We start from the raw sequence: 23,607 nt of genomic DNA, 5'->3' as shown, positions 1-23,607 counted from the left end.
TCGAGTGAGTTGAAATGCCCAAACTTTCGCGCAGCCTCGCGACATTGGCCATTCTGCTGGCTGCCGCAGCCGGGGCGGCCTATCTGACGCGTGATCGCTGGCGCGCCTCGGCCCCACCATGGCTGCAGGCCTATCTGCCGCCGGCCGAGAGCGCGGACCAGGGCAAGCCCGCCGCACCAAGGGCTGGCGGCGGACGGCGCGGCCGACGCGGCAGCTTCGATGGCGGGCCCCTGCCAGTGCTGATCGCTGAGGCCAAGACAGCCGATGTGCCGGTCTACCTCTACGGTGTCGGCACCGTGAAGGCGTACAATACCGTGACCATCACGCCCCAGGTCAGCGGACAGATCGTCGACATGCCGTTTCGGGAGGGGCAGGACGTCAAGAAGGGCGAGGTGATCGCTCGCATCGACGATTCGACCTACAAGGCAGCACTGGACCAGGCGATTGCCAAAAGAGCTCAGGACCAGGCCCTGCTCGACAATGCCAAGCGCGACCTCCAGCGCTATATCGGTCTGGCCGCCAGCAATTCGGTGACCCGGCAGACGGCCGATACGCAGCGCTCCACCGTGGCGCAGTACGAGGCCCAGCTCAAATCGGACGATGCGGCCATCGCCAGCGCGCAGGCGACCCTGGCCTATACCACCATTACCGCACCGATCGACGGCCGCGCCGGCATCCGCAGCGTCGATGTGGGCAATGTCGTCCAGGCGTCGGGCAGCACGGGACTGGTGACACTGACCCAGCTCAAGCCCATCGCCGTGCTGTTCTCGGTGCCGCAGCAGGCCCTGGCCGAGATCGCGCCGGCCGGCGGCAAGGAGCCTTTGCAGGTCGAGGCCCTCCGCGGCGACAACAAGGTGCTGATCGATACCGGCAAGCTCGAAGTCGTCAACAACGAGGTCGATGCCAGCACCGGCACGATTCAGCTCAAGGCGATCTTTCCCAACGAGGCCCTGGGCCTGTGGCCGGGGGCCTTCGTGAATGCCAAGCTCAAGGTGAGAACGCTGGCGGGGGTCGTGGTTGCGCCGACGGCAGCGATTCAGCGTGGCCCCAACGGCACCTTCGTCTATGTGCTCGGCGATGACGGCACCGCCAAGATGCGTCCGGTCACCGTCAGCCAACAGGGCGATCAGCAGGTTGTCGTCGATAGCGGCCTGAAAAATGGCGAAAAGATCATCACCACCGGCTTCGCCAGGTTGAGCGACGGCGCCAAGGTCGAGGTTTCCAAATCGGGCGCCGTACCGGCCGAGGAAGATGAAGAAGGGCTGGGCGCGCCGGCTGCCCAGCCGGAAACCGGTAGCAAGACGGAGGGAGGGGAAGGCCAGCCTCAACGCAAAGGGCATCGTCGCCAGCAGGGCGGCGGCGCTGCGCCGGCGCCATGAACGGGGTCTCCGCCCCCTTCATCCTTCGGCCGATCGCCACCTCGCTGCTCGGTATCGCCGTGCTGCTGGGAGGCTTGCTCGGCTACTTTGCGCTGCCGATCGCTCCCCTGCCCCAGGTCGATTTCCCGACCATCCAGATCACCACTCAGTTGCCGGGAGCCGAACCGGAAACCATGGCCAAGCTGGTGACCGCCCCCTTGGAGCGCAATCTCGGCCAGATCCCGTCGATCGCGACCATGGTGTCGTCGTCGGCCTTCGGCATCAGCCAGATCACGCTGCAGTTCAATCTGGACCGCGACATCGATGGGGCGGCCCAGGACGTGCAGGCGGCCATCAATGCCTCGGCGTCCACCCTGCCCTCGGGGCTGCCCTATCCGCCGAGCTATGCCAAGGTGAACCCGGCCGACACGCCGATCCTGACCCTGGCGCTGCGCTCGAAGACGCAGACCATCCGGAACCTGTCCGACATGGCCGATACCCTGCTGGCCCAGCGTTTCGCGGAGGTCAGCGGCGTCGGGCATGTCGACGTCCAGGGCGGCGTGCGCCCGGCCCTGCGGGTGCAGGTCAATCTTGCCCGGGCCGCGGCCTATGGTCTGGGCCTGGAGGATATCAGGCTCGCGATCACCACCTCGACGGTCGCTGGCGCCAAGGGCTCCCTCAATGGCGCGGCCCAGTCCTACACGATCGCGGCCAATGACCAGATCAGCGCGGCCGATGCTTTCGCCGACGTGGTGATCGCCTACCGCAACAGCGCTCCCGTGCGTCTCAAGGACATCGCCAATGTGGTCGAGGGCCTGGAGAACGCGCGCGTGGGTGCCTATTACAACGGCCAGCCGGCCGTGGTGATCGACATCATGCGCCAGCCGGGCGCCAATGTTATCGCCACGGTCAAGAGCGTGCTGGCGGCACTGCCGGAACTGCGCCGCAGCCTGCCTGCCGACATCTCGCTCGAAGTCGTCAACGACCGCACGCAAACCATCCAGGCCTCGATCGACGAGGTGGAAATGACCCTGGCCCTCAGCGTCGGCCTGGTGATTCTCGTCGTCTTCGTCTTTCTCAGAACCCTGCGCGCGACCATCATCGCGGGCGTGGCCCTGCCGCTGTCGCTGATCGCTTCCTTCGGCGTCATGTGGTTCTGCGGCTTCAGCCTCGACAATCTCTCGCTGATGGCGCTCACCATCGGCGCCGGCTTCGTGGTCGACGATGCCATCGTGATGATCGAGAACATCGTGCGGCACATCGAGGAAGGAGAGAATCCCTTTGATGCCGCGCTCAAGGGCGCCAAGGAGATCGGCTTCACCATCATTTCGCTGACGGTGTCGCTGATCGCCGTCTTCATTCCCCTCCTGTTCATGACCGGCATCGTCGGGCGCATGTTCCGCGAATTCGCCCTGACCCTGACCATCGCCGTGGTGGTCTCGGCCGTGATCTCGCTGACCCTGACGCCGATGATGTGCGCACGCCTGCTCAAGTCGGGCCATGGCGAGCGCAAGGGGGTGCTGGATTGGATCGACCGTGGCTTCGACACCGTCATCCGCGGCTATCGGGCCAGCCTGGTGTGGACATTGCGCCATGGCTTTCTGATGCTGCTCCTGACATTGGGCACCCTGGCGACCACGGTCTGGCTCTATATCGCCATGCCCAAGGGCTTCCTGCCCCAGCAGGATACCGGGCTGATCACGGCCGTGATCCAGGCGGAGCCGACGGCCTCCTTCGATGCCATGAAGAAGGCTCAGGCGACCATTGCCGACATCGCCCGCAAGGATCCCGATGTCCTTTCCGCCATTGCCAGCATCGGCGTTTCGGGAAGCAATCTGACCTCCAATACCGGCTCGCTCTCCCTGGTGCTCAAGCCGCGCAACGAGCGCAGGGCGGACGCCACCGATATCATCCAGCGCCTGCAGGCCGAGACCAGCCGGCTGCCGGGCCTGCGCGTGACCTATCAGAGCGTGCAGGATATCCGCATCACGGCCCGAGCCGGACGCGCGCCCTACCAGTATACGCTGACCGGAACCGATGCCGGTGACGTCGACCGTTGGGCCGATCAGCTGGCCGCCGAGCTCGAGCGCTCCGGTGTGATGCGAGACGTCACCTCGGAGGTGCAGAATGGCGGCGCCAGGCTCTTCGTGGATGTCGACCGCGACACCGCCTCCCGCCTCGGCGTCTCCATGCAGGACATCTCCAACGCCCTGAACAACGCTTTCGGCCAGCGCCAGATCGCCACGATCTATGCGCAGGCCAACCAGTATCGCGTCATCCTGGAGGCCGAGCCGGACGACCAGGTGGGACCGAGCGTGCTCAGCCGCATCTATGTCGCCAGTTCCGCCAGCTCCTCCGGGCTTGCCACCACCACCAATCCTACGGCGGGAACGGTCGGCGCCAGTGGCACGGCAACCAACATACCGACGGCATCGGGCGCTGCCGACAATCAGGTCCCCCTCAGCGCCTTCACCAGCATTCGCCACGAGACGGCGCCATTGGTGGTCGAGCACGACGATCAATTCCCCTCGGCGACCATCAGTTTCGACGTCGCCCACGGCGCCTCGCTCAGCGATGCCGTTGCCGCGATCCGCAAGGCACAGGCCGCGATCGGCATGCCGGCGTCGATCTCCACCCGTTTCACCGGCGATGCGGCTGAGTTTTCCTCCTCGCTCGCCAACCAGCCCTGGCTGATCCTGGCGGCGGTGATCACCATCTATATCGTGCTGGGCGTCCTCTATGAGAGCGCCATCCATCCGGTGACGATCCTCTCGACGCTGCCGTCGGCCGGCGTCGGCGCCCTGCTCGCGCTGGAATATACCGGACACGAGCTTTCGCTCATCGCGCTGATCGGCATCGTGCTCTTGATGGGCATCGTCAAGAAGAACGCCATCATGATGATCGACTTCGCCATCGAGGCGCAGCGCGAGCAGGGCATGGATCCGCATGAGGCGATCGTCACCGCGTCCGCCCTGCGCTTCCGTCCCATCATGATGACCACCCTGGCCGCCCTGTTCGGTGCCCTGCCCCTGGCGCTGGGCCACGGCATGGGATCGGAACTGCGCATACCGCTCGGCATCACCATCATCGGCGGCTTGCTGCTCAGCCAGTTGCTGACGCTCTACACCACGCCGGTGATCTATCTCGGCTTCGAACGGCTGCGTGAACGCCTTGCCCGCAAGCCACAGGCGGTGCCGCAGGCATGAGCATCTCCGAGCCCTTCATCCGCAGGCCGATCGGCACCATCCTGCTGGCGATGGGCCTGTTGCTGGTGGGGCTCGCCGCCTATCGCCAATTGCCGGTCTCGAGCCTGCCTGCCATCGACCTGCCGACCATCGTGGTGACGGCGAGCCGGCCCGGCGCCGATCCGTCGACCATGGCTGCCAGCGTCGCGGCGCCGCTGGAGCGCAAGCTCGGCTCGATCGCCGGCGTGACCGAGATCACCTCGCGCTCGTCGCTCGGCTCCACCCTCATCATCATCCAGTTCGATATTTCGCGGAATGTCGACAGTGCGGCCCAGGACGTGCAGGCGGCCATCAATGCCGCAGCTTCCGACCTGCCATCGGACCTGTCCACGGCGCCTTCCTTCCGCAAGTTCAACCCGAACGCCCGTCCGATCCTGATCCTGGCGATGACCTCGGACACGGTCGGTGCCAGCGACATGTTCGATGCCGCCGACAGCGTGATCGTGCAGCGTATCTCCCAGGTCGAGGGGGTCGGCGAAGTCGCCGTCAGCGGTGCCGATCAACCGGCGATCCGGGTTACGCTCAACCCAGACCGCATCTCGGCCATGGGCCTGTCGATGGAATCGGTGCGCCAGGCGATCGTGGCCGCCAATGCCATCAGCCCTCTCGGTTCCCTGGATGGCCCCGACATCGTCATGGCGCTCGATGCCGGCGGCCAGATGTCGGCGCCCGAAGACTATGCCTCCATCATCATCCGCGCCGGGAATGGCACCGCCGTGCGGCTTGGCGATATCGCCACCGTGGAGCGCGGCGTGCGCAACCTCAATTCCAGCGCGAGCTATAATGGCAAGCCGGCCATCCTCCTCAACATCACCAAGGAGGCCAATGGCAACGTCATCGATACCGTGAACGCCATCAAGGCGTTACTGCCTGTTCTGAAGGCAAGAATTCCGGCCGGCATCGACATCGACATCCTGACCGATCGCACCACGACGATCCGCGCCAGTGTCGACGACATGCAATGGACGCTGATGGCCTCCGTCCTCCTGGTCGTGCTGGTGGTCTTCGTCTTTCTCCGCCGCTCCACGCCGGTCCTGGCAGCCGGTGTCACCGTGCCCCTCTCGCTTGCCGCCACCTTCGGGGCGATGTGGCTGTCCGACTTTTCCATCGACAATCTCTCCTTGATGGCGCTGGTCGTCTCGGTCGGTTTCGTGGTCGACGATGCCATCGTCATGGTTGAGAACGTGCATGCCAAGCGCGAAGCCGGCCTGCCGCCGCTGCAGGCTGCGATCGAGGGCGCCCGGCAGATCGGCTTCACCGTGGTGTCGATCAGCCTCTCGCTCCTGGCCGTCTTCATTCCCTTGCTCTTTGCCGGAGGAATTACCGGCAAGTTCTTGTTCGAATTCGCGATGACACTGGCTTTTGCGGTGATCGCCTCGACCGTGATCTCGCTCACTCTGACGCCGATGATCCTGGCCCATCGCGGCCATGACAGCATCGGCGCCGGGCGGGGGATGTTCGATCGCCTGGTCGAGGGGATATTGCAGCGGGTCGTGAGCTTCTATGGCGCCAGCCTGCGCGGCGTGCTCAATCACGGATTTCTGACGCTGCTTGTCATCTTCGCCACGGTCTTCGGCACCGGTTGGCTCTATTATGCCTTGCCGAAATCGTTGGTCCCTCAGGATGATGGCGGCTTCATTCAAGGTTTTTCTCAAGCTTCCTCGGATGCGTCCTACGACGCGGTGGTGGTCTGGCAGCGCGAGGTCGCGGCCATCATTCAACGCAACCCCTATGTCACCGGGGTCGGTTCCTCCATCGGTTCGAGCCCCTTCGGCGGCACCAATTCCGGCCAGCTCAGCATTTCGCTGCTGCCGCCGGACCAGCGCCCGCCCACCGAGGAGGTCATTGCTCAATTGCGCAAGGGCGTGCGGGCCGTCGCCGGGCTCAACGTCTTCATGTTCTCGCCGCAGGACGTATCCGCGGGAGGGCGCCAATCCCAGTCGCAATACCAGTATACGCTGTGGTCGGGTGATGCCGACCTGCTGGTCGAATGGGCGCCGAAGGTGATGGAGAGGCTGAAAAGCGTGCCGGGCCTGACCGATGTCAATTCCGACAGGCAACGCAACGGGTTGCAAGCAAAGCTTGTCATCGATCGCGAGGCTGCCGCACGCCTCGGTGTGGCTATTACCTCCATCGACAGCGCCCTCAACAACGCGTTTTCGCAACGGCAGATCTCGACGATCTATACCCAGCGCAACCAATATCGCGTGGTGCTCGCCGCCTCCCCCGAGCAAAGCCGCGATCCCGGCGACATGACGGGCCTCTACGTCCCCGGCCGGTCGGGCCTGGTGCCGCTTTCGGCGGTTGCCTCGGTGGAGCGCGGGCTCGCGCCGCAGCAGGTCAATCATCAGGGCCAATATCCGGCTATCACCCTCTCCTACAATCTGACGCCGGGTACCAAGATCCAGGATGCATCGGAGGCCATCGAGGCGGCAGTCGCCGGCATGCACCTGCCTGCCGATATCCGGGGGGAATTTGCCGGCGATGCCAAACAGGCGGCCCAATCCGGATCAAGCCAGCCCCTGCTGATCCTGGCGGCCCTGCTGGCGGTCTACATCGTCCTCGGTGTTCTCTATGAGAGCCTGGCGCATCCGCTCACCATTCTTTCGACCCTGCCATCGGCTGGATTGGGTGGGTTGCTCGCCCTGCATTTCGCCAATATGGAACTGACCATCGTTGCCTTCATCGGCATCATCCTGCTGATCGGCATCGTCAAGAAGAATGGCATCATGCTGGTAGATTTCGCGCTGGAGGCCGAACGCGAGCGCAATCTCAGCGCCAGGGACGCAATCTTCGAGGCCTGCCTGGTGCGATTCCGTCCGATCCTGATGACCACGCTTGCCGCCATTCTGGGCGCCCTGCCCCTGATCCTGGCGACCGGTCCCGGTACGGAACTGCGCCGTCCGCTCGGCGTCACCATCGTCGGGGGGCTGATCGTCAGCCAGATCCTCACGCTCTATACCACCCCGGTGATCTATCTCATGCTGTCGCGCCTCCACCGGCGCTGGAGCGTCAAGCCTCAGAAACCGCCAGGAACGACGGTGCAGGCATCAAATTCCGGTTAGCACGACACCTACGCCTGCATGAAGGCGTTCTATGCGGAGTGTCAGTCTCCTGGCCGACATCCGACTCGCCGGAAAGCGCTTCGTTTTCAGGATGTCAGCCAGGAGACTGACACTCCAAATTCCTTCGCATGAAAACTGCAACCGTGGCCCTAAGCGAACAGGGCCGCGAGGTCCTTCAGGCTTTCGCCGGTGGCATAGGCAGAAACGCCTAATCTTTCCGCTGGTTGCTCGGCGCGGTTTACCCAATAGGTGCGATAGCCGAACCAGGTTGCGCCGCAGATATCCCAGCCATTGGAGGAGACGAAAAGGATACGCTCGGGCGGCAGGGCCAATCGAGTGGTTCCCAACTGATAGGCAGCCCTCGCCGTCTTGTAGCAGCCGGCCGCATCGACACTGAGGATATCGTCGAAGAGGCCATCGAGGCCGGACGACCGCAAGGCTGCTTCCAGCATGGCTGGCGTGCCGTTCGAGAGGATGCCGAGCCGCACCCCCTTCTGCCTGAGATGTACCAGGGTTGCAGGCGCTTCAGGAAAGCTCGGCAAGAACCAGTAGGCGGCCAGCAACTCCTCCCGCTTTTGCCGAGAAGCTGTGAGGCCGAGCCGCTCGATCGAATAATCCAGGGCATCGGCCGTGACCGAGGCGAAATCGGCGTAGTTTTCGCTGATCGTACGCAGCCAGGTATAGTTGAGCTGCTTGTCGCGCCAGAGCGTGGCGAGCTGGGCGCCGTGCCCCGGAAAAGCCTGCTCCGCCTTTTCTGTGATGAAGCCAAGGTCGAGCAATGTGCCGTAAGCATCGAACAAAACGGCCGAAAAAGGAACAGACATACTCATCGATGAACCCTGCAGCAATCTGTCATGACAATGGGTGAACGATGGGGCGGACTGCCGATGATGCCTTCCGCCGGACTGTTTCCAGAAGCCTTTCAAGCATCTGGTCGGCGTCGCGGCAAGCTGATTGCCAGAAGTGGTGCGAAGATCGCCAGATGGCGACAATATGTGGAGTGCCTCTCAAGGCCGCCTTGCCACATAGATCGCCGTCATGAAATGCCGCTGAACCCTGCCCCCGAATTCCTCGTCGACAATGGCTCCGAGACGACCGAGGAACGCCTGGCGCTCAATTTCCGGCAGGCGGGCGACGGGGGAAAAGGTCGCCGTCAGCCCCAGGATTTGTTGCCTGTTCAAAACAGGGCGCCAGCGCAGTTCCTCGGCGACGATGGATCGAAAACCCGCCTGCTCAAGCTCGGCGATGCGGCGCTTCCTATCGAGGCCGAAATGCCCCTTCGGTCCATCGCCATGCGAAGGGCTTTTCGACAATCGCTCGAACAGCGCATGCGTGCGTTGCTGGAATGCGTCGGGCTCGTCAGGGTCTCCGAAGATGTTCCACCACATCGCCCAATGGCCGCCAGGGTGGAGGAGATGAAATGCCTTGGTCAGGGCGAGGTCGGGGTCGACCCAGTGCAGGGATGTCGCGGCAATGCCAAGATCGAAGGAGCCGGGCGACAGGGCCGCTTCTTCGAACGGACCGACCTGCACGGCCAGCCGCTCCGCATAGGCGGCCTGGCTGTCGACGAGAAGGGCTGCCAGCTTCGCGTCCGGTTCGACAGCCGTCACCCGGCAGCCCATGGCAAGCAAGGGAGCGGTCGCCAGGCCGGTCCCGGCGCCGACCTCGAAAACGGTCCTGCCCTCGCCCGCCCCGCAGCGGGCCCTGAGGATATCGAAGACACGCTCGGGATAGCCAGGGCGGAACGCGGCATAGGCGCGGGCATTCTCCCCGAAGAGCACCCTGCCAGCGGTTCGCGCGATCGTCGATGCCATGGCGTTACCCGTCTGCCCTGTTCTGGTGTGTCCGAGTGCCGACTAGCCCCTCGTCGTCCTATGGTACCTGCCTATTCGGAAGATGAATGAATAACCGGCCACCCCTTTTGAAATAGCTCGGATGGGCGCTGAAATCCGCTTGTGCGACATCCCGGTGACTGTAATCTGACTGCCAATATCAAGAGATGCAGGGAGGATTGGCCGACAGATTCGACATTGAGCCGATCAGTATCTTCGACGATGCGTGACGGGCGTGATGGTTGCATGAGGGAATGTGCCTGGGCCGAAAGCGAAAGCACAGTCCTGAGAGCTCAACCTATGATGTCCGCTACCACCTCTCACGGAAGAAATCACAAAGTATAACGATAATGCGTTGGAGGAACATATGAGTGCCGGGGTCTCGTTCGACAAAAGCAAGAACTCGCTGAGCCGTCATCGCAGCGTATGGGAAATGCGCTCCGAAAGCTGGATCGGCCTTGTCGACGATCTGAGCCGATTGGTAGCCCTCCCGCCCGACCATCCCGAACGCCAGTCCCGGCTTGCCCATATCAACGAGCTGATTGCCGCTTTGGTGCCGATCGAGAGCTACTGGGCCTTTCCGGGCGGCAGGGTTTTCGCGGATCTCTGCAGCTGGATCGAACGGGGAGAACTGGCGCGCGCCCACCAGACCGCGCGCCGCATCCATCGTGTGCTGGTGGCCCGGACCTATCGGCACGAGGCAAGCTCGCTCGAAGGAGAGGGCGAACTGCCCTCGCAGATCGAGACCGAAAGCGAACGCCAGGCGCAATTGTCGCGTCCCTATTTCGAGGTGCTCATCGTCGACGAGATGTCGGCGAGCGAAGAGGCGGCGCTACGCCGGCGCGTCCAGCGCAAGCGCCATGCCGAGGATGAGTTCGTCTTCGACATCGTCATCGTGCCCAGCTTCGAAGACGCCCTGATCGCCACTTTGGTGAACTTCAATCTGCAGGCGGTGGTGATCCGCCACGGCTTTCCGTTCCGCTCGATCTACAGCGACGACATGCTGCGCCGCTTTCTCGACGGTGTTCAGGACGGCATCGAGACCATCCCCGAATTCGAGCGCGGCCCCCTGCTCGGCCGCCAGATCGCCCGCTTGCGTCCGGAACTCGATCTCTATCTGGTCACCGACATGAAGGTGGAGGACATCGCGGCGACTGCCGGGGAGGTATTCAAGCGCATCTTCTTCGGCGAAGAGGACCACGTCGAGCTCTACGGCGCCATCATGCAGGGCGTCGGCGAGCGCTACCACACGCCGTTCTTCGACGCGCTGCGCGACTATGCCAAGCAGCCGACAGGGGTGTTTCACGCTTTGCCTCTCGCCCGCGGCAAGGCCATCCTCAATTCGAGCTGGATCGGGGATCTCTCGCAATTCTACGGCATGAACCTGTTCATGGCCGAGACGTCGGCAACGTCGGGCGGCCTGGACTCTCTGCTCGATCCGGTCGGGCCCTTGAAGATCGCCCAGGAACATGCTGCCCGCGCCTTCGGCGCCCGCCGTACCTATTTCGCCACCAACGGCACCTCGACCTGCAACAAGATCGTGGTGCAGGCCCTGGTGCGGCCCGACGACATCGTGCTGGTCGACCGCAACTGCCACAAATCGCATCATTACGGCCTGGTGCTGGCGGGCGCGCAGGTCGCCTATCTCGATTCCTATCCGCTCGACCAATATTCGATGTATGGCGCGGTGCCGATCCGCCACATCAAGGAGCAGTTGCTGACCTTCAAGCGCGCCGGCACGCTCGATCGCGTCCGCATGGTGCTGCTGACCAACTGTACCTTCGACGGCATCGTCTATGATGTCGAGCGCGTGATGCTGGAATGCCTGGCGATCAAGCCGGATCTGGTCTTCCTGTGGGACGAGGCCTGGTTCGCCTTCGCGCGCTGCCACCCCGTCTATCGGCCGCGCACGGCCATGGCCACGGCGGCGCGCCTTGCCGAGATGTTCAAGGATCCCGGCTACGCCAAGCGCTATGAGGAGTTCGCGGCCAGCGTCGATTGGGACGACGAAGAGGCTTTGCTCGAACGGCAGCTGATCCCTGATCCCGACAAGGTACGCATACGTGCCTATGCCACGCACTCCACGCACAAGACCCTGACGGCCTTGCGCCAGGGCTCGATGATCCATGTCTGGGACCAGGATTTCAGGGACAAGGCGGAGGAAGCCTTCCACGAAGCCTATATGACCCATACGTCGACCTCGCCGAACTACCAGATCCTCGCCTCGCTCGATGTCGGGCGGCGGCAGGTGGAGCTCGAGGGTTACGAACTGGTACAGCGCCAGCTCGAACTGGCGATGAATTTGCGCGACCAGGTGCAGGCGCATCCCCTGCTCAAGCGCTATTTCCGCTTCCTGGCGGTCGGGGACCTCGTGCCGCTGCAGCACCGGGAATCCGGCGTCGAAAGCTATTTCAACGAGGAGACGGGCTGGAACAATTTCGAGCTCGCCTGGCGCACCGACGAGTTCGCGCTGGACCCAACCCGGGCGACGCTGGCGATCGGGGCCACCGGGCTCGACGGCGACACCTTCAAGAACAAGGAGCTGATGGACAAATACGGCATCCAGATCAACAAGACCTCGCGCAACACCGTCCTGTTCATGACCAATATCGGCTCGACGCGCTCGGCGGTGGCCTATCTGATCGAGGTGCTGGTTAAGATCGCCCGGGACCTCGACCGCCGTGCCGCCGACATGAGCAGCATCGAGCGCCGCATCCATGCCAAGAAGGTGCGGTCGCTGACGCTGGAGCATCCGCCCCTGCCCGACTTCTCCAGCTTCCATCGCGCCTTCAGGGGCGACAATCTCACCAGCAACACCCAGACCCGCAATGGCGACATCCGCAGTGCCTTCTTCCTGTCCTATGACGACAGCAATTGCGAGTATGTGAACATGATGGAGGCGTCACGGGCGATCCAGGCCGGGCGCGAGCTGGTCTCCGCCCTGTTCGTGATCCCCTACCCGCCGGGTTTCCCCATCCTGGTGCCCGGCCAGGTCATCAGCATGGAGATCCTGCAGTTCATGTCGGCGCTCGACGTGCACGAGATCCACGGCTATCGCCCCGATCTCGGCTTCCGCATCTTCAGCGAGGAGGCCCTGGCCCGTACCGAAGAGCGAACCCTGGCCAAGACGACCGTGATCCAGGCCCAGCAGGAGGCCATGCAGAACTGAGGTACCGTCTGCAAATAGCTGGGCGCCACTTTTGTCATGTTCGGGCTTGACCCGGGCATCCAGGGGGCGCCTTCGACGTCTGGAAGGAGGGGCTGGATTGGGGTCAAGCCCGGCAATGACAAAGGTCGAGCCAATTCGATTCGTCTATTGACGCATGGATCCCATAGCGGTTTGCGATTTCTTGGAATCGCCAAGAATCGCAAAGACGCGTCTAAACAAAGAGTTAGAGAAAATAAGCGTTCACACTTGAACGCGTTTGCTCTGGGGGACGATGCCCGAATGCCGGGAAGCGTTGTTCACTGGCATTCGGCTTGAAACATGGCCGAGTGGCTCCCGAAAATCCGATCAGAACAGATTGCCGTAGAGCGGCATGGCTGCGGCACCGAGGGCTGCGACGAGGTCGCTCGGTGCCTGCGCCCGCTCCAGCACGATCGGCTTGGGCCGTGCATTCATCTGATAGGCGGCAACGGTCCGTCGGGTGCGCTCGACGAGGCGTCCGAGCACGGGTTCGGGCAGCAGGCCGCTCATCAGGATGCTGGAGATGTCGACGATATTGGAGACGCTGGTCAGGGCGCGGCCGAGATCGGTACCCGCCTGCTCGACCCAGCGGCCGAGATCGGGATCATCGCAAAAGCCAGGCGCGGTGAAATCGAGGGCCTCGACAGTGGGCTTGCCGAGGAAACGCGCCAGCCCGCGCAGCGAGACCACCGTTTCCAGGCAGCCGCGAGCGCCGCAATAGCAGATCTCGCCGTCGGGATAGGTATGGATATGGCCGATCTCCCCGGCATTGCCATAGGAGCCGCGTACGGCGCGGCGGTTGAAGATCAGGGCGCCGCCGAGGCCATAGCCGACAAAGGCGTAGATGTAGCTCGGCAAATGATGGCCGCCGCCGAACCAGTATTCGCCCAGGCCGGCTGCCGCCCCGTTGATCGCGATGAAGACATCGTGGCCGATCAGGTCTGACAAGGCCTTTTCGAAGGGATAGTTGCGCCAGGCCGGGTATTGGCTCGATTGCCCGACGGCCCCCCTGTCGTGATCGACCGGCCCCATGACCGAGACGCCGACGCCCAGCAGCCGTTTCGGCCGCAGTGGGTGGGCATCGAGACGGGAGAACAAGGTGGCGAGCAGATGCGTGGACGGTTCGGGCTCCTCGATCCGCAACTGCTCCTTTTCATGTGCAATGATGTTGCCGGCGACGTCGACGAGCACCGCCCGGGCAAATTCGTGATCGAAATGCAGGCCGATCGTCGCGGCGTAGCCGGAGATGAGGCGTAAACCACGGATGGGCTGTCCCAGGCGGGGGCGCCCGGTGCGATCCGCCTCAGGCGCGGCTGCGACTTCCGCCACCAGCCCCTCTTCCATCAGGGCGGCGACGATCTGGGTTATGGCGGAAGGGGTCAGGCCCGTCTCGGCGGCGAGATGCGTACGTCCGATCCCGGGCGATTGCCGGATGCCCTCGATGACCAGGCCACGATTGAGGTCACCGACCCGCGAGGCATTATAGCCTCGCTGCCTGCGCCGTCCGGCGGACGATGGGACCGGTCTTTCCCGGTTGGACTCATTCATGACGCGACCAAAACCAGCAGGGCTTTCGGCCCTGCCTTGAGAAACACAGATTGTTCACACCCTAAAGCGCTTTGCGATTAGGCGGAATCACCAAGAATCGCAAAGTTCCTCTCGCCGATCCTTTGAATCGGCCTGGAAATAACGGGCTGGAGCAAAAAGGCGTTGGTGTTCATGCGCATTTTGCTCCAGCTGCGACGACCTCGGTGGCCTGGTCTCGACCAGAGGCGGGACGAGTGGTGTCAGCGGGTCAGATAGCCGCCATCCACGACCAGGACCTCGCCGGTGACATAGCTCGAAGCCGGAGCGCACAGGAACAGCACGCAGGCGGCGACTTCGTCGGGCGTTCCAACCCTGGCCATCGGTGTCATGTCGCGCCAGATCGGAAACCATTCGGGGTTCTCGATGCCGCCGCGCGACATGTTGGTGTCGATATAGCCAGGCGCCACCGCATTGACGCGGATGTTCTCGGCCGCGAATTCGCTGGCCAGGCTCTTGGTCATCATGTGAACCGCGGCCTTGGAAGCGTTATAGGCGACCTGGTTCTGCGGTACGTTGGAAATGAAGCCGGAAATCGAGCCGACATTCACGATCGCGCCGCTGCCTTGCTTGCGCATCGGCACGAGCGCGGCGCGGCAGCCACGGAAGACGGCATCGACATTGGTGTCCATCACCTGGCGCCAGCGTTCCTCGTCGAAATCGGGGGTGTCGCCATGGCTGGCAATGCCGGCATTGTTGACGAGAATGTCGAGCCGCCCCCAGCGTGCGAGGGCGGCATCGACCAGCTGCTGCGGCGCGGCCGGATCGCGAATGTCGGCCTGGACGAAAGCAACGTCATAGCCGGCATCGGCCAGGCTCTTTTTGGCCTCCTCGACTTTGCTCCGGCCTGAGATCAGGAGCTTGGCTCCGGCCTCGCCGAGGGCGTGCGCGACGGCGAGCCCAATGCCACGATTGCCCCCGGTGATGAGGGCGGTCTTGCCGTCCAGACGAAATTTCTCGAGCATTCGTTTTTCCTATGTGGCGGTGGTTATTTCATCACGCCCTTGGGCGCATGGCCGCTGTTCAGGCAGACGGCCAGGATCAAGATCGTGCCGAAGACGATCTGTTGTGCCAGGGCATTGACCCCGACGAAGGTCATGCCGGTACGAAACACGGCAATCAGCATGGTGCCGGCAAGGGTCCGCAGGACGCCGCCATTGCCGCCGGTGAGCGAGGTGCCGCCCAGCACCACCGCGGCAATGGCCGGGAGCAGGAATTCATTGGCGATGGTTGGCGTTCCGCTCGACAGACGCCCTGCCAGCATGATCCCGGACAGGGCGGCAAAGGCGCTGGCCAGGGCGAAGACGGCAAGCTTGATCCTGGTAACGCGGATGCCGGACACGGTCGCGGCCGGTTCGCTGCAGCCCACGGCCTTCATCATCTTGCCGAAGGGCGTTGCCTGCTCCAGCACGAAGGCCAGGATGAAGACGACGAGACTGACCCAGATTTCGTTGGGGAGGCCGAGCGTGGAGCCGATGATCCAGCCCAGGGTGTCGTTGCGGACGTCGCCGGCGATGCCGATAGCTCTCTGGCCCGAAATCCACAGCGCTGCCGTCGCCGCAATGCCGCCCGTGGCAAGGGTGGCGACGAAGCTGGGGATGCGCAGCTTGCCATGCACGAAGCCCGAAAGCAGGCCGAGCAGTCCGCCGATGACGATGGCGGCCGGAATGGCGGCCAGGCCGTATCCCGGCAGCAGAAGGGCGAGCACGATGGAGGCGACGGCCGCTACCGATTGCATCGACAGATCGACCGAGCCGACATAGATCACGAAGGTCATGCCGAGTGCCATCACGAACAGCGTGGCATTGTCGGCCATGAGGCCGATCAGCGTCATGGGATCGAGAAAGCGGGCGTCGAACAGGCCCACGACGAGGATGGCGAGGACCAGTGCGATCCAGGGCAGATAGGGATTGAGGAAACGCAGGCGAACCATGCTCACACCATGTGCCGGATGAGGTCGAGCGGCTCAGGCGGCGGCACCGCCATCGTGTCGAAGCGCGCCGTCTGGCGCCCGTCCTTCATCACGATGATCGTGTGAGCCAATCCGAGCGCCTCTTCCAAAGTGTCGCCGATCAGGATGACGGAACAGCCATTGGCACAAAGCTCGCGGATCAGGCCGTAGACATCCTCCTTGGCGCCGACATCGAGGCCACGGGTGGGATGATCGAGCAGGAAGATGCGGGCTCCGGCATTGTACCATTTCGCCAGCACCACCTTTTGCTGGTTACCGCCCGACAGGTTGGCGCAAAGCGTGTCGGCGCTGGGCGTCTTGATCCGCATGCGGTCGATGAGGTTGCGCGTCGCGCGGCCGATCTCGCCGAATTTCAGGATGCCGAAGCGGCTCATGCCCCTGAGATGAGCGAGGCTGATATTCTCCTCGACCGACATTTCCTCGACGATACCCTCGAATTTGCGCTCGCGCGGGACATAGCCGAGGCCCAGGGAGACGGCCTGGCTCGGGGAGACGAAACGCAGATTGCGGCCGCGATAGTGGGCGCTGCCGAGGTGAATCTTCTCCAGGCCGAACAGGCTGCGGATCAGGGCCTCGCTGCCGGCCCCCTCGGTGCCGACGAGGGCGAGGACTTCGCCGACGTGAAGATCGAGATCGATATCGGCATAGGCCCGTGCCCGCGCCAGCCCCCTGGCCTGCAGGGCTATGTCCGCCCCGAACGGCGCCCGTCCTTCCTCCTTGTAGTAGGAACCCGTGGCGGCGCGCCCGACCATCAGGTGATGGATGCGCTCTGGGCTCGCCTCCTGCTTGGCCATCCGGCTGACGACGACACCATCCTTGAGGACATAGATCCGGTCGGAAATGTCGATGACCTCGTCGAGCCGATGCGAGACGAAGATGATGCCGGCCCGCTGCTTCAGCTTACGGATCACGTCGAAGAGAATATCGATCTCCGCCTGCTCCAGCACGGAAGTCGGCTCGTCGAGCAGGATGCACAGGCTTCCTTCCACCGCCTCCTCCAGGGTCAGCACCTTGGCGAGCTCGACCATCTGGCGTTGCGCGAAGCTGAGCTCTGAGGTGGCGGCCAGGGGATCGATGTCGAGGCCAACCTTGGCGAGCTGATGCCTGGCGGCGGTGGCCATGCGCCGCCAATCGATGCGACCGAGGCGGATGAACGGGCTTTCGTGGCCCAGGAAAATGTTCTCCGCCACCGACAGATTGGTGATCAGGGACTGCTCCTGGAACACCATGCCGATGCCGCGCGCCGCCGCATCCTTCGGGCCGGAGATCGAGGCCGCCTTGCCGTGAATGCGGATCTCGCCCGCATCGGGTTGATTGATGCCGTTGAGCACCTTCATCAGCGTCGACTTGCCGGCCCCGTTCTCGCCGACCAGGCCGACGACCTCGCCGGGCTTGACGGTGATCGAGACATTCTTGAGGGCCTCGACCTTGCCGAAGCGCTTGGTGATGTCGAGAAGTTCGAGCATGGTGCCGGCCCCTCACTTCACCACGGAGAGCGTGCGCAGGGGCGTATTCAAGAGCACCGCCCCGATGATCACCACGCCGAGCACGCCCTGCTGCACGAAGGTCGGCAGGCCGATGATGATCATGCCGTTGTTGAGCACCATCACGATCAGCACGCCGACGAGCGTGTTGAACACCCCGCCCTTGCCGCCGGTCAGCGCAGTTCCCCCCACCACGACGGCACTGATCGCGGTGAACAGTTGTCCGCTGCCGATCAAGGCGCTGCCGGCGCCCAATCGCGCGCAGGCGAGGATGGCCCCTACCCCGAAGAAGACCCCCGCCAAGGTGAAGGCGAGGATGCGGACGCGCCCGGCTGCGACGCCGGAAGCCCTGGCAAGATCCTCGCCGCCACCCAGCGCCATGATGTGGCGGCCGAGGCGGGTATGATCCTGCACATACCAGGCGATGAGCAGCATGAAGGCCGCGACATAGACGGCCAGGGGGACGCCGGCCAGGCGAGAGAGCGCCAAAGCGCGGATCGACGGATCGAGGATCTGCACCCTTTCACCACCGAGCAGGACCGTGGCGAGGCCGGTGCCGACGAAACCCATGCCGAGGCTGACCATGAAGGACGGCACCTTCATGGCCACATGGATGGTGCCGACGATGCAACCGAAGGCAGCCGCCGTCGCAAGCGCCAAAGGCAGTGCGAGCAGGCCGAGATCGAAGCCCGTGCCGGCGGAATTGGCCACGAAGGCGCAGAGCGCCGCCGCCGTCACCGCCATCGATCCCTCGATGGACAGATCGATGGATCCCATCAGGATGATGAAGGTCACGCCCAGGGCCAGGGTCAGCGGCGCTGCCGCCGACGCGGCCACGCGGATGAGATTGCCGAGCGAAAGAAAATGCGCGTCCAGCAGCGAAATGCCGAGGCACAGGCCGAGCAGGACCAGGACCGGCGCAGCACGCGCGAGGGATTGTCTGGAGATCACCATTTCGACTGTCTCGGCTCGAGAGTTCCGTACAATCCTTGCGAGAGGGGCGATGCGCGAACGCCGGTGGGGAAAGGCTGGGAGAGACCTTGCCCCGCGTGTCGCGCATCGCCGACGGGCGCGATCTCAGTAGGTGATCTGGCCCGTAACCTTGCCCCACAGATCGTTCCAGTCGACCTTGGGTGTCTCGTCGATATTGGCCTTCCAATAGGCCTCGACATCCGCCTGCGTGATCATGACACCGGTACCGTAGAACTCGCGGTGTTCCTTGGGTTCCTTGGAGGGAGAGAAAGCGCCGGTCGCCGCATGATAGCCCAGGGAAAGGGCGATGCCGCCGATCCAGTAGGGATTCCAGTCGACGGTTGCGGCCATTTCCTTGTTGCGGATCGCCGTGACCGCATCCTTGGTGCCGTCGATGCCGGTGACCTGGACCTTGCCGGCCAGGCCTTCGGCGCGTAGCGCCTCGAGCGCACCGACGGCCATGCCGTCATTGGCGGCCCAGATGCCCTTGATCTTGTCGCCGAAGCGCGTGATCCAGGCGGCCACGACATTGTTGGCCTTGGTGGAATCCCAGTCGGCATCCTGGAAATCGAGGAGTTCGACCTTGCCATTGGCCTTGATCGCATTCATCAGGCCCTGCTTGCGCTGGATGGCGGGGGCATTGGAGGCAATGCCGCCAAGCGCCACGATGCCGCCCTCACCACCGAAACTGTCGAACAGGGCCTTGGCCGTCTGCTCGCCGGCCGGCACGCCGTTGAACGACATGTGGGCAACGTAGTTGTCGCCGAAATCCCAGGGATGCAGATCGTCGGGCTTGTTCCACACCGTGACGACATGAGCACCGGCCTTGGCGACGGCTTCCACGATCGGCCGGGCATCGGGAACATCGTTGGGATCGACGCCCAGCACCAGCTTGTTGCCGACCTTGGCCAGCATGGCCTTGATGTCGGCGATCCCCTTTTCGCTGTTGCCCTCCGTCACCAGGGCCGCATAGGACGCACCCACCGTATCGGCATAGGCCTTCGAGCCCTTGTCCCAGGCGACGTGAAAGGCGTTCGAGAGCGAACGGATCGAGCTGGCAAATTGCAGGTCGGATGCCGCGAAGGCACGCCTTGCACCGGCAGGCAGCAACAAAGACCCGGCCGCGAGGGCCGAACCGATCAGAAAGCGACGGCGTTCGATCAGCGCCGCCTCGATGAAATCAAGGCCAGAAGCCATTGGACTATTCCTCCTCGGATCTCGTTGTTCGAGAGACGGCTTTTCATGCTTATGGTTCGCGCCGTCGATCTTTAATTAAATTGATGAATTTAAGTGAGTCAAGCGCGTTTCCTACGTGGATGAGACGAGGGTGCGCCTGTCGGATGGCGCAGGGAATTGGGATGGGACGTTGCCGAACCTTGATCCCGGAACCGTGGGTGTGTTCGAACCACGCTGGCGAAGCCGCGGGCGCTCAAACCGCGCAATCGCTGCGGGTTGCCTCGGGATGGCGTTGGCTCGTCCGCCGATGTCGACGCCCGTCTACAGGGCCGGCGGCAAAGGCCGGATCGCGGCATTCGAGCGTCCATCGCCGCCGGCATGAGCGATCTAAGACCTTTCTCGATGCAGAAGGTCTTGACGAAGCCCCCTACTCTGCTAGACCGCCCCTATTCGCGCGACCTCGTTGCGAGCGCGCGAATATGCGGAAGGGTGGCCGAGTGGTTTAAGGCAACGGTCTTGAAAACCGTCGTAGGCGCAAGTCTACCGTGGGTTCGAATCCCACCCCTTCCGCCATTTCAATCCCTTCTGACCACGTCAAATGCCGCCATTTCTTGCTCTGGCGCACTCGCCTAGCCCAGGCTTGTCGCAGCAATCGTTGCTGTATGAGCGATTGGCCAAAGTTGAGCAGGCCACAATGTCCTGAAGGGATACCTATCTGGGCGCGCCCCTTCGGTCCGCGCGAGGGGCGCCCCTGGCTGCTGTCCGATTAAAACCATTTCCGCTCTCGGAGCGGCCACGCCGCCGATTGGCACCGCAAGAAAGCGCCGGCAGGCACTTCCTGTTTCCGCTGGTACTTTCCACACAGTTCAGTTTTTTATAAGTCTGGTGAGTTTCCAACGTTTACATGGCTAAGAACACCCATAGTGCAATCTCACAAATGCCCTTCAGGTATCTTGCCTACCGGTTGCACCCGCTAAGAATGAAGCATGTCAGACAACGGCAGCATCCCGACCTCCCCGCCACCGAAGGCGGAAGAAAAGTGCAAAAATATGTTTGGTTTGCGCCCTCTTAAAATTGCATTTATCGCCGCGGGCATCGCGGGAATTGGCTGGCAGATCGCGGTTACAGAATGGAACGTCAATAATTTACGCACAAGGGGTTTCGAAGACTTCGTTATCGAGAGCACGAGAATGCACGCTTATTTCCCTCTCATCGGTGGCATCATAGGCTCCGCGGTAAGCATATTTATTGTAAAATTGGTCAAAAATACATGGAAATCGAGCAACAATAATTGAGTGCTTTTTCCACTTGGAAGCGCATCTGCGGCCAAATCATCAAGGTATCATATGCATGAAGATCTGAAATATGCCAAAAATGGCTGCATGATTATCCGACTTTCTATAACTATTCTTTCATTTTCCTTCTATGCATTCGCCCTGTGTTTGCCCGCCATTCATGGCCATGGATCAAGCTTATATGGTTTGTTTTTGTTATTGTTAGGGTGGGTTAAAGCTATGACTCTCGAATGTGAGGCTTGGCTGGCAAATCCGATCTTCGCGATGTCGCTCATATTCTTCCTTGCTGCGGAGTATAAAATATCAGCGCTGTCGGCCATCGTAGCCGCCCTAGTCGGATTGGATACCTTTCGCCTTGAACGGTTTGAGATCGATGAAGCGGGTAATTGGGTTCCGTTCGAGCGCGCAGGTTCAGCCTTCTACGCCTGGGAACTGAGCTTCGTCATTTTGGCGGCCGGTGCTCTCTATCTTTGGAAACGGACGCAACAGCCCGCTTCCCCATAGATAGTACGCATAGGCGCGCGTACCTCTTATCCAAGTCCGGCTACACGAACGGCTGAATGAGACGGCGAACTGCGACGTTCGGGCCGCAATATGCTCGCGGGCCATGGTGAACAAAGTTGGCGGCCGTCATAGAACGCAAAGCGAAAGATACCCGCCATCTTCCGATACGGCCGCCATTGCAATCGCCCTTACTTCATTGAGATCGCCAGGCCGGTGACATCGGCGTTGACCTGCAGGCCGACCTGCCTGCCCTGGAGTTCGAGCTGGGCACCCTTTCCGTTGGTCATGACGATCACCTGCGCGCCCTTGCCGACGGCGCCGCCGCCGCCTGCCGCGCCATAGACCCCTGTCGCGTCTCGGACGCGGTAAATATTGCGCACCCTGCCCTGGAAATAAGTCTTGGACGCGCCGAAAGCGAGGCCGCCCGAGATGCCGCCGATGGAGATGGGATAGCGGCGACCATGGAAGGTCAAGGTGCCCTCACCTCCGGAGCCTCCCACGAAGAAGGCGGCCTTGTAGACGTAAAAGCGGATCGTACCGCTGTCGGCTTGGGCGGAACTGGCGAGGCCGATGCCGGCCGTAGCGACAACCGCAGCGACGATTGTGCGAAATCTGGGCGAAATATTCATGATGCACATCTTTCAAAATTGCCGGTGACCCGGCTGAAGGGCATGTGAGCGTCATGCCAAAGCTAGAGCTAAACAGTCTCGCCCGTCGTTGGTTCCAGGCATGCCGGTTCGAATGGCCGCCCCCTGGCTTCATCGAACGGCCTTCAACGCGACCATCGCCACTTGCGGACAGTATCGCCCCGATGCGCTGGCGCGATCCCCCGGGTGCGTTGCGCGATCAGGCCGGCACATAGGTCAACCGGATCACATCCGTGCCGATCAAGTCGCTGGCCACAAGGCGCAGCGGCGGCCGGGGGCCGGCAAAGAACGGCTTGCCGCGACCGAGCACGACGGGGTGGAAGTAGAGGCGATATTCATCGATGAGGCCAAGATCGGTCAGGCTTTGAGCCAGGTCTGGTCCTGAAACCGAAATCTCCCCATCGAGCTCGCTCTTCAACCGGCCTATCAGAGCCGCAATGTCCTCCTCGACAAGCGTGGCGTTGGGGCCGACTGATTTCAACGAGCGCGACGCGACCCATTTCGGCTGGCCACGCCACGCCGCCGCGAAAGCGCGGAGATCCGAGGTCCACTCAGGATGGTCTTCATCCCAATAGCGCATGACCTCGTACATGCGGCGGCCATAGACACTGCCCGCCAGATTACGCACATGCTCTATCCAGTGACGGAAGAGCGTGGGATCCGGCGCGAAGTCCTGGTGGTCGACATAGCCATCCAGGGACAGATTCATTCCGAAGATGATCCTCGCCATACCGCCAAGCCTCCAGCCCAAATCTCCTGGAATATTTTGACGGGCTGCCGGATATGGCAATCAAATTCGCAGATTGCCGGGGCCAAGCCTGGGATAGACCTGCAAGGTGAGCGACGGTGATCAGCCAGGCTAAGGCAGTCGGCACTGAGCCCTGTCGCGAAACGGTGAGAAACTTCGCTCGTGTATCCGGGTTTCGTAATCCCGGTTGCCGCCCCTCCGGCCCGTGAGGCTGGAGGGGTCTTGTTTGCGTCCCGCGCTTCGCAGGCGCCCTTATCGGCAAACGCGCCGCGTCACCCACACCGGCCGGCCATGCTTGAAGGTCTTGGTCTTGACGACCTTGCACATCGGGCGATGGTGGTGGCGATCAAAACCCGGATGCCGCCAGTCATGCCGGGGGGCCGCCGAGGCCGCAAGAGTTGTTCCGCCAAGTGCCGCAATGGAAAGGACGACGGCGCAAATAAGCTTTTTCATAATATTCTCCTAGAAAAGCCGCCCCCAGCTATGGGGAGCAAACTAGCGAGACAAAAATGAACGGTTTCTGAAAAATGATAGTATC

Annotated in this window: 17 protein-coding genes and 1 tRNA gene; 7 read left to right on the top strand and 11 right to left on the bottom strand. The window is 62.7% G+C overall.

Annotated elements, in window-relative coordinates; all coding sequences use genetic code 11:
* The first annotated feature begins 14 nt into the window (after positions 1-14).
* The 3 genes from ABXS05_RS01815 to ABXS05_RS01805 are packed head-to-tail and all read left to right on the top strand — an operon-like array spanning position 15 to position 7,668.
* The gene (locus ABXS05_RS01815) at positions 15-1,379 is read left to right on the top strand and encodes an efflux RND transporter periplasmic adaptor subunit (protein WP_367622711.1); all 1,365 of its coding nucleotides are present in this window, start codon (positions 15-17) and stop codon (positions 1,377-1,379) included.
* Positions 1,376-4,564 (top strand): efflux RND transporter permease subunit, encoded by a 3,189-nt coding sequence (locus ABXS05_RS01810; RefSeq protein WP_367622710.1) that lies wholly within the window; start codon positions 1,376-1,378, stop codon positions 4,562-4,564. The genes ABXS05_RS01815 and ABXS05_RS01810 overlap by 4 nt, the downstream gene beginning before the upstream one ends.
* Complete coding sequence (locus ABXS05_RS01805; protein WP_367622709.1) at positions 4,561-7,668, top strand: efflux RND transporter permease subunit; 3,108 nt, start codon at positions 4,561-4,563, stop codon at positions 7,666-7,668. The genes ABXS05_RS01810 and ABXS05_RS01805 overlap by 4 nt, the downstream gene beginning before the upstream one ends.
* 149 nt (positions 7,669-7,817) lie before the next feature.
* On the opposite strand, the gene ABXS05_RS01800 is transcribed toward ABXS05_RS01805, so the two are convergent.
* Entirely contained in the window at positions 7,818-8,498 is a 681-nt protein-coding gene (locus ABXS05_RS01800) for a haloacid dehalogenase type II (protein WP_367622708.1), read from the bottom strand.
* Positions 8,499-8,675: 177 nt separating this feature from the next.
* Positions 8,676-9,482, bottom strand: a complete 807-nt coding sequence (locus ABXS05_RS01795; RefSeq protein WP_367622707.1) for a class I SAM-dependent methyltransferase — start codon at positions 9,480-9,482, stop codon at positions 8,676-8,678.
* Between the two features lie 385 nt (positions 9,483-9,867).
* Here ABXS05_RS01795 and ABXS05_RS01790 point away from each other — a divergent pair, with 385 nt between their 5' ends.
* Entirely contained in the window at positions 9,868-12,669 is a 2,802-nt protein-coding gene (locus ABXS05_RS01790; protein WP_311938379.1) for an aminotransferase class I/II-fold pyridoxal phosphate-dependent enzyme, read from the top strand.
* A 345-nt stretch (positions 12,670-13,014) separates the two neighbouring features.
* Here the strand turns inward: ABXS05_RS01790 and ABXS05_RS01785 are convergent, their stop codons facing one another.
* The 6 genes from ABXS05_RS01785 to ABXS05_RS01760 all read right to left on the bottom strand — a co-directional run bounded on the left by ABXS05_RS01785 (position 13,015) and on the right by ABXS05_RS01760 (position 19,896).
* Positions 13,015-14,235, bottom strand: coding sequence for an ROK family protein (locus tag ABXS05_RS01785; protein WP_367622706.1), 1,221 nt, complete (start codon positions 14,233-14,235; stop codon positions 13,015-13,017).
* Positions 14,236-14,474: 239 nt separating this feature from the next.
* The gene (locus ABXS05_RS01780; RefSeq protein ID WP_367622705.1) at positions 14,475-15,236 is read right to left on the bottom strand and encodes an SDR family NAD(P)-dependent oxidoreductase; all 762 of its coding nucleotides are present in this window, start codon (positions 15,234-15,236) and stop codon (positions 14,475-14,477) included.
* Between the two features lie 23 nt (positions 15,237-15,259).
* Positions 15,260-16,204, bottom strand: coding sequence for an ABC transporter permease (locus ABXS05_RS01775; protein ID WP_367622704.1), 945 nt, complete (start codon positions 16,202-16,204; stop codon positions 15,260-15,262).
* A gap of 2 nt (positions 16,205-16,206) precedes the next feature.
* Complete coding sequence (locus ABXS05_RS01770) at positions 16,207-17,709, bottom strand: sugar ABC transporter ATP-binding protein (protein ID WP_367622703.1); 1,503 nt, start codon at positions 17,707-17,709, stop codon at positions 16,207-16,209.
* 12 nt (positions 17,710-17,721) lie between these two features.
* Positions 17,722-18,681: an ABC transporter permease gene (locus tag ABXS05_RS01765; RefSeq protein ID WP_367622702.1), complete on the bottom strand. Its 960-nt coding sequence runs from the start codon at positions 18,679-18,681 to the stop codon at positions 17,722-17,724.
* A 123-nt stretch (positions 18,682-18,804) separates the two neighbouring features.
* Positions 18,805-19,896, bottom strand: coding sequence for a sugar ABC transporter substrate-binding protein (locus ABXS05_RS01760; protein ID WP_367622701.1), 1,092 nt, complete (start codon positions 19,894-19,896; stop codon positions 18,805-18,807).
* A 462-nt stretch (positions 19,897-20,358) separates the two neighbouring features.
* Between ABXS05_RS01760 and ABXS05_RS01755 the strand changes: the two genes are divergently transcribed.
* The 3 genes from ABXS05_RS01755 (at position 20,359) to ABXS05_RS01745 (ending at position 21,674) form a co-directional block, all read left to right on the top strand.
* Positions 20,359-20,448 (top strand) — tRNA-Ser (locus tag ABXS05_RS01755).
* A 413-nt stretch (positions 20,449-20,861) separates the two neighbouring features.
* A complete protein-coding gene (locus ABXS05_RS01750; protein ID WP_367622700.1) occupies positions 20,862-21,170 on the top strand; it encodes a hypothetical protein in 309 nt (102 codons plus the stop codon).
* 51 nt (positions 21,171-21,221) lie between these two features.
* On the top strand, positions 21,222-21,674 hold the full coding sequence (locus ABXS05_RS01745) for a hypothetical protein (protein WP_367622699.1): 453 nt from the start codon (positions 21,222-21,224) through the stop codon (positions 21,672-21,674).
* A gap of 188 nt (positions 21,675-21,862) precedes the next feature.
* Here ABXS05_RS01745 and ABXS05_RS01740 read toward each other — a convergent pair whose 3' ends face one another.
* The 3 genes from ABXS05_RS01740 to ABXS05_RS01730 form a co-directional block, all read right to left on the bottom strand.
* Positions 21,863-22,303, bottom strand: a complete 441-nt coding sequence (locus ABXS05_RS01740) for a lipid-binding SYLF domain-containing protein (protein ID WP_311938369.1) — start codon at positions 22,301-22,303, stop codon at positions 21,863-21,865.
* 217 nt (positions 22,304-22,520) lie between these two features.
* Positions 22,521-23,051: a dihydrofolate reductase family protein gene (locus ABXS05_RS01735; RefSeq protein ID WP_367622698.1), complete on the bottom strand. Its 531-nt coding sequence runs from the start codon at positions 23,049-23,051 to the stop codon at positions 22,521-22,523.
* A 270-nt stretch (positions 23,052-23,321) separates the two neighbouring features.
* Positions 23,322-23,522, bottom strand: a complete 201-nt coding sequence (locus ABXS05_RS01730; protein WP_367622697.1) for a hypothetical protein — start codon at positions 23,520-23,522, stop codon at positions 23,322-23,324.
* Positions 23,523-23,607 lie beyond the last annotated feature (85 nt).

Source organism: Labrys neptuniae, from assembly GCF_040797145.1.
GTDB classification, from domain to species: Bacteria; Pseudomonadota; Alphaproteobacteria; order Rhizobiales; family Labraceae; genus Labrys; species Labrys neptuniae.
The sequence above is the reverse complement of the archived record's forward strand: the minus strand, read 5'-3'. Positions and strand labels throughout refer to the sequence as shown.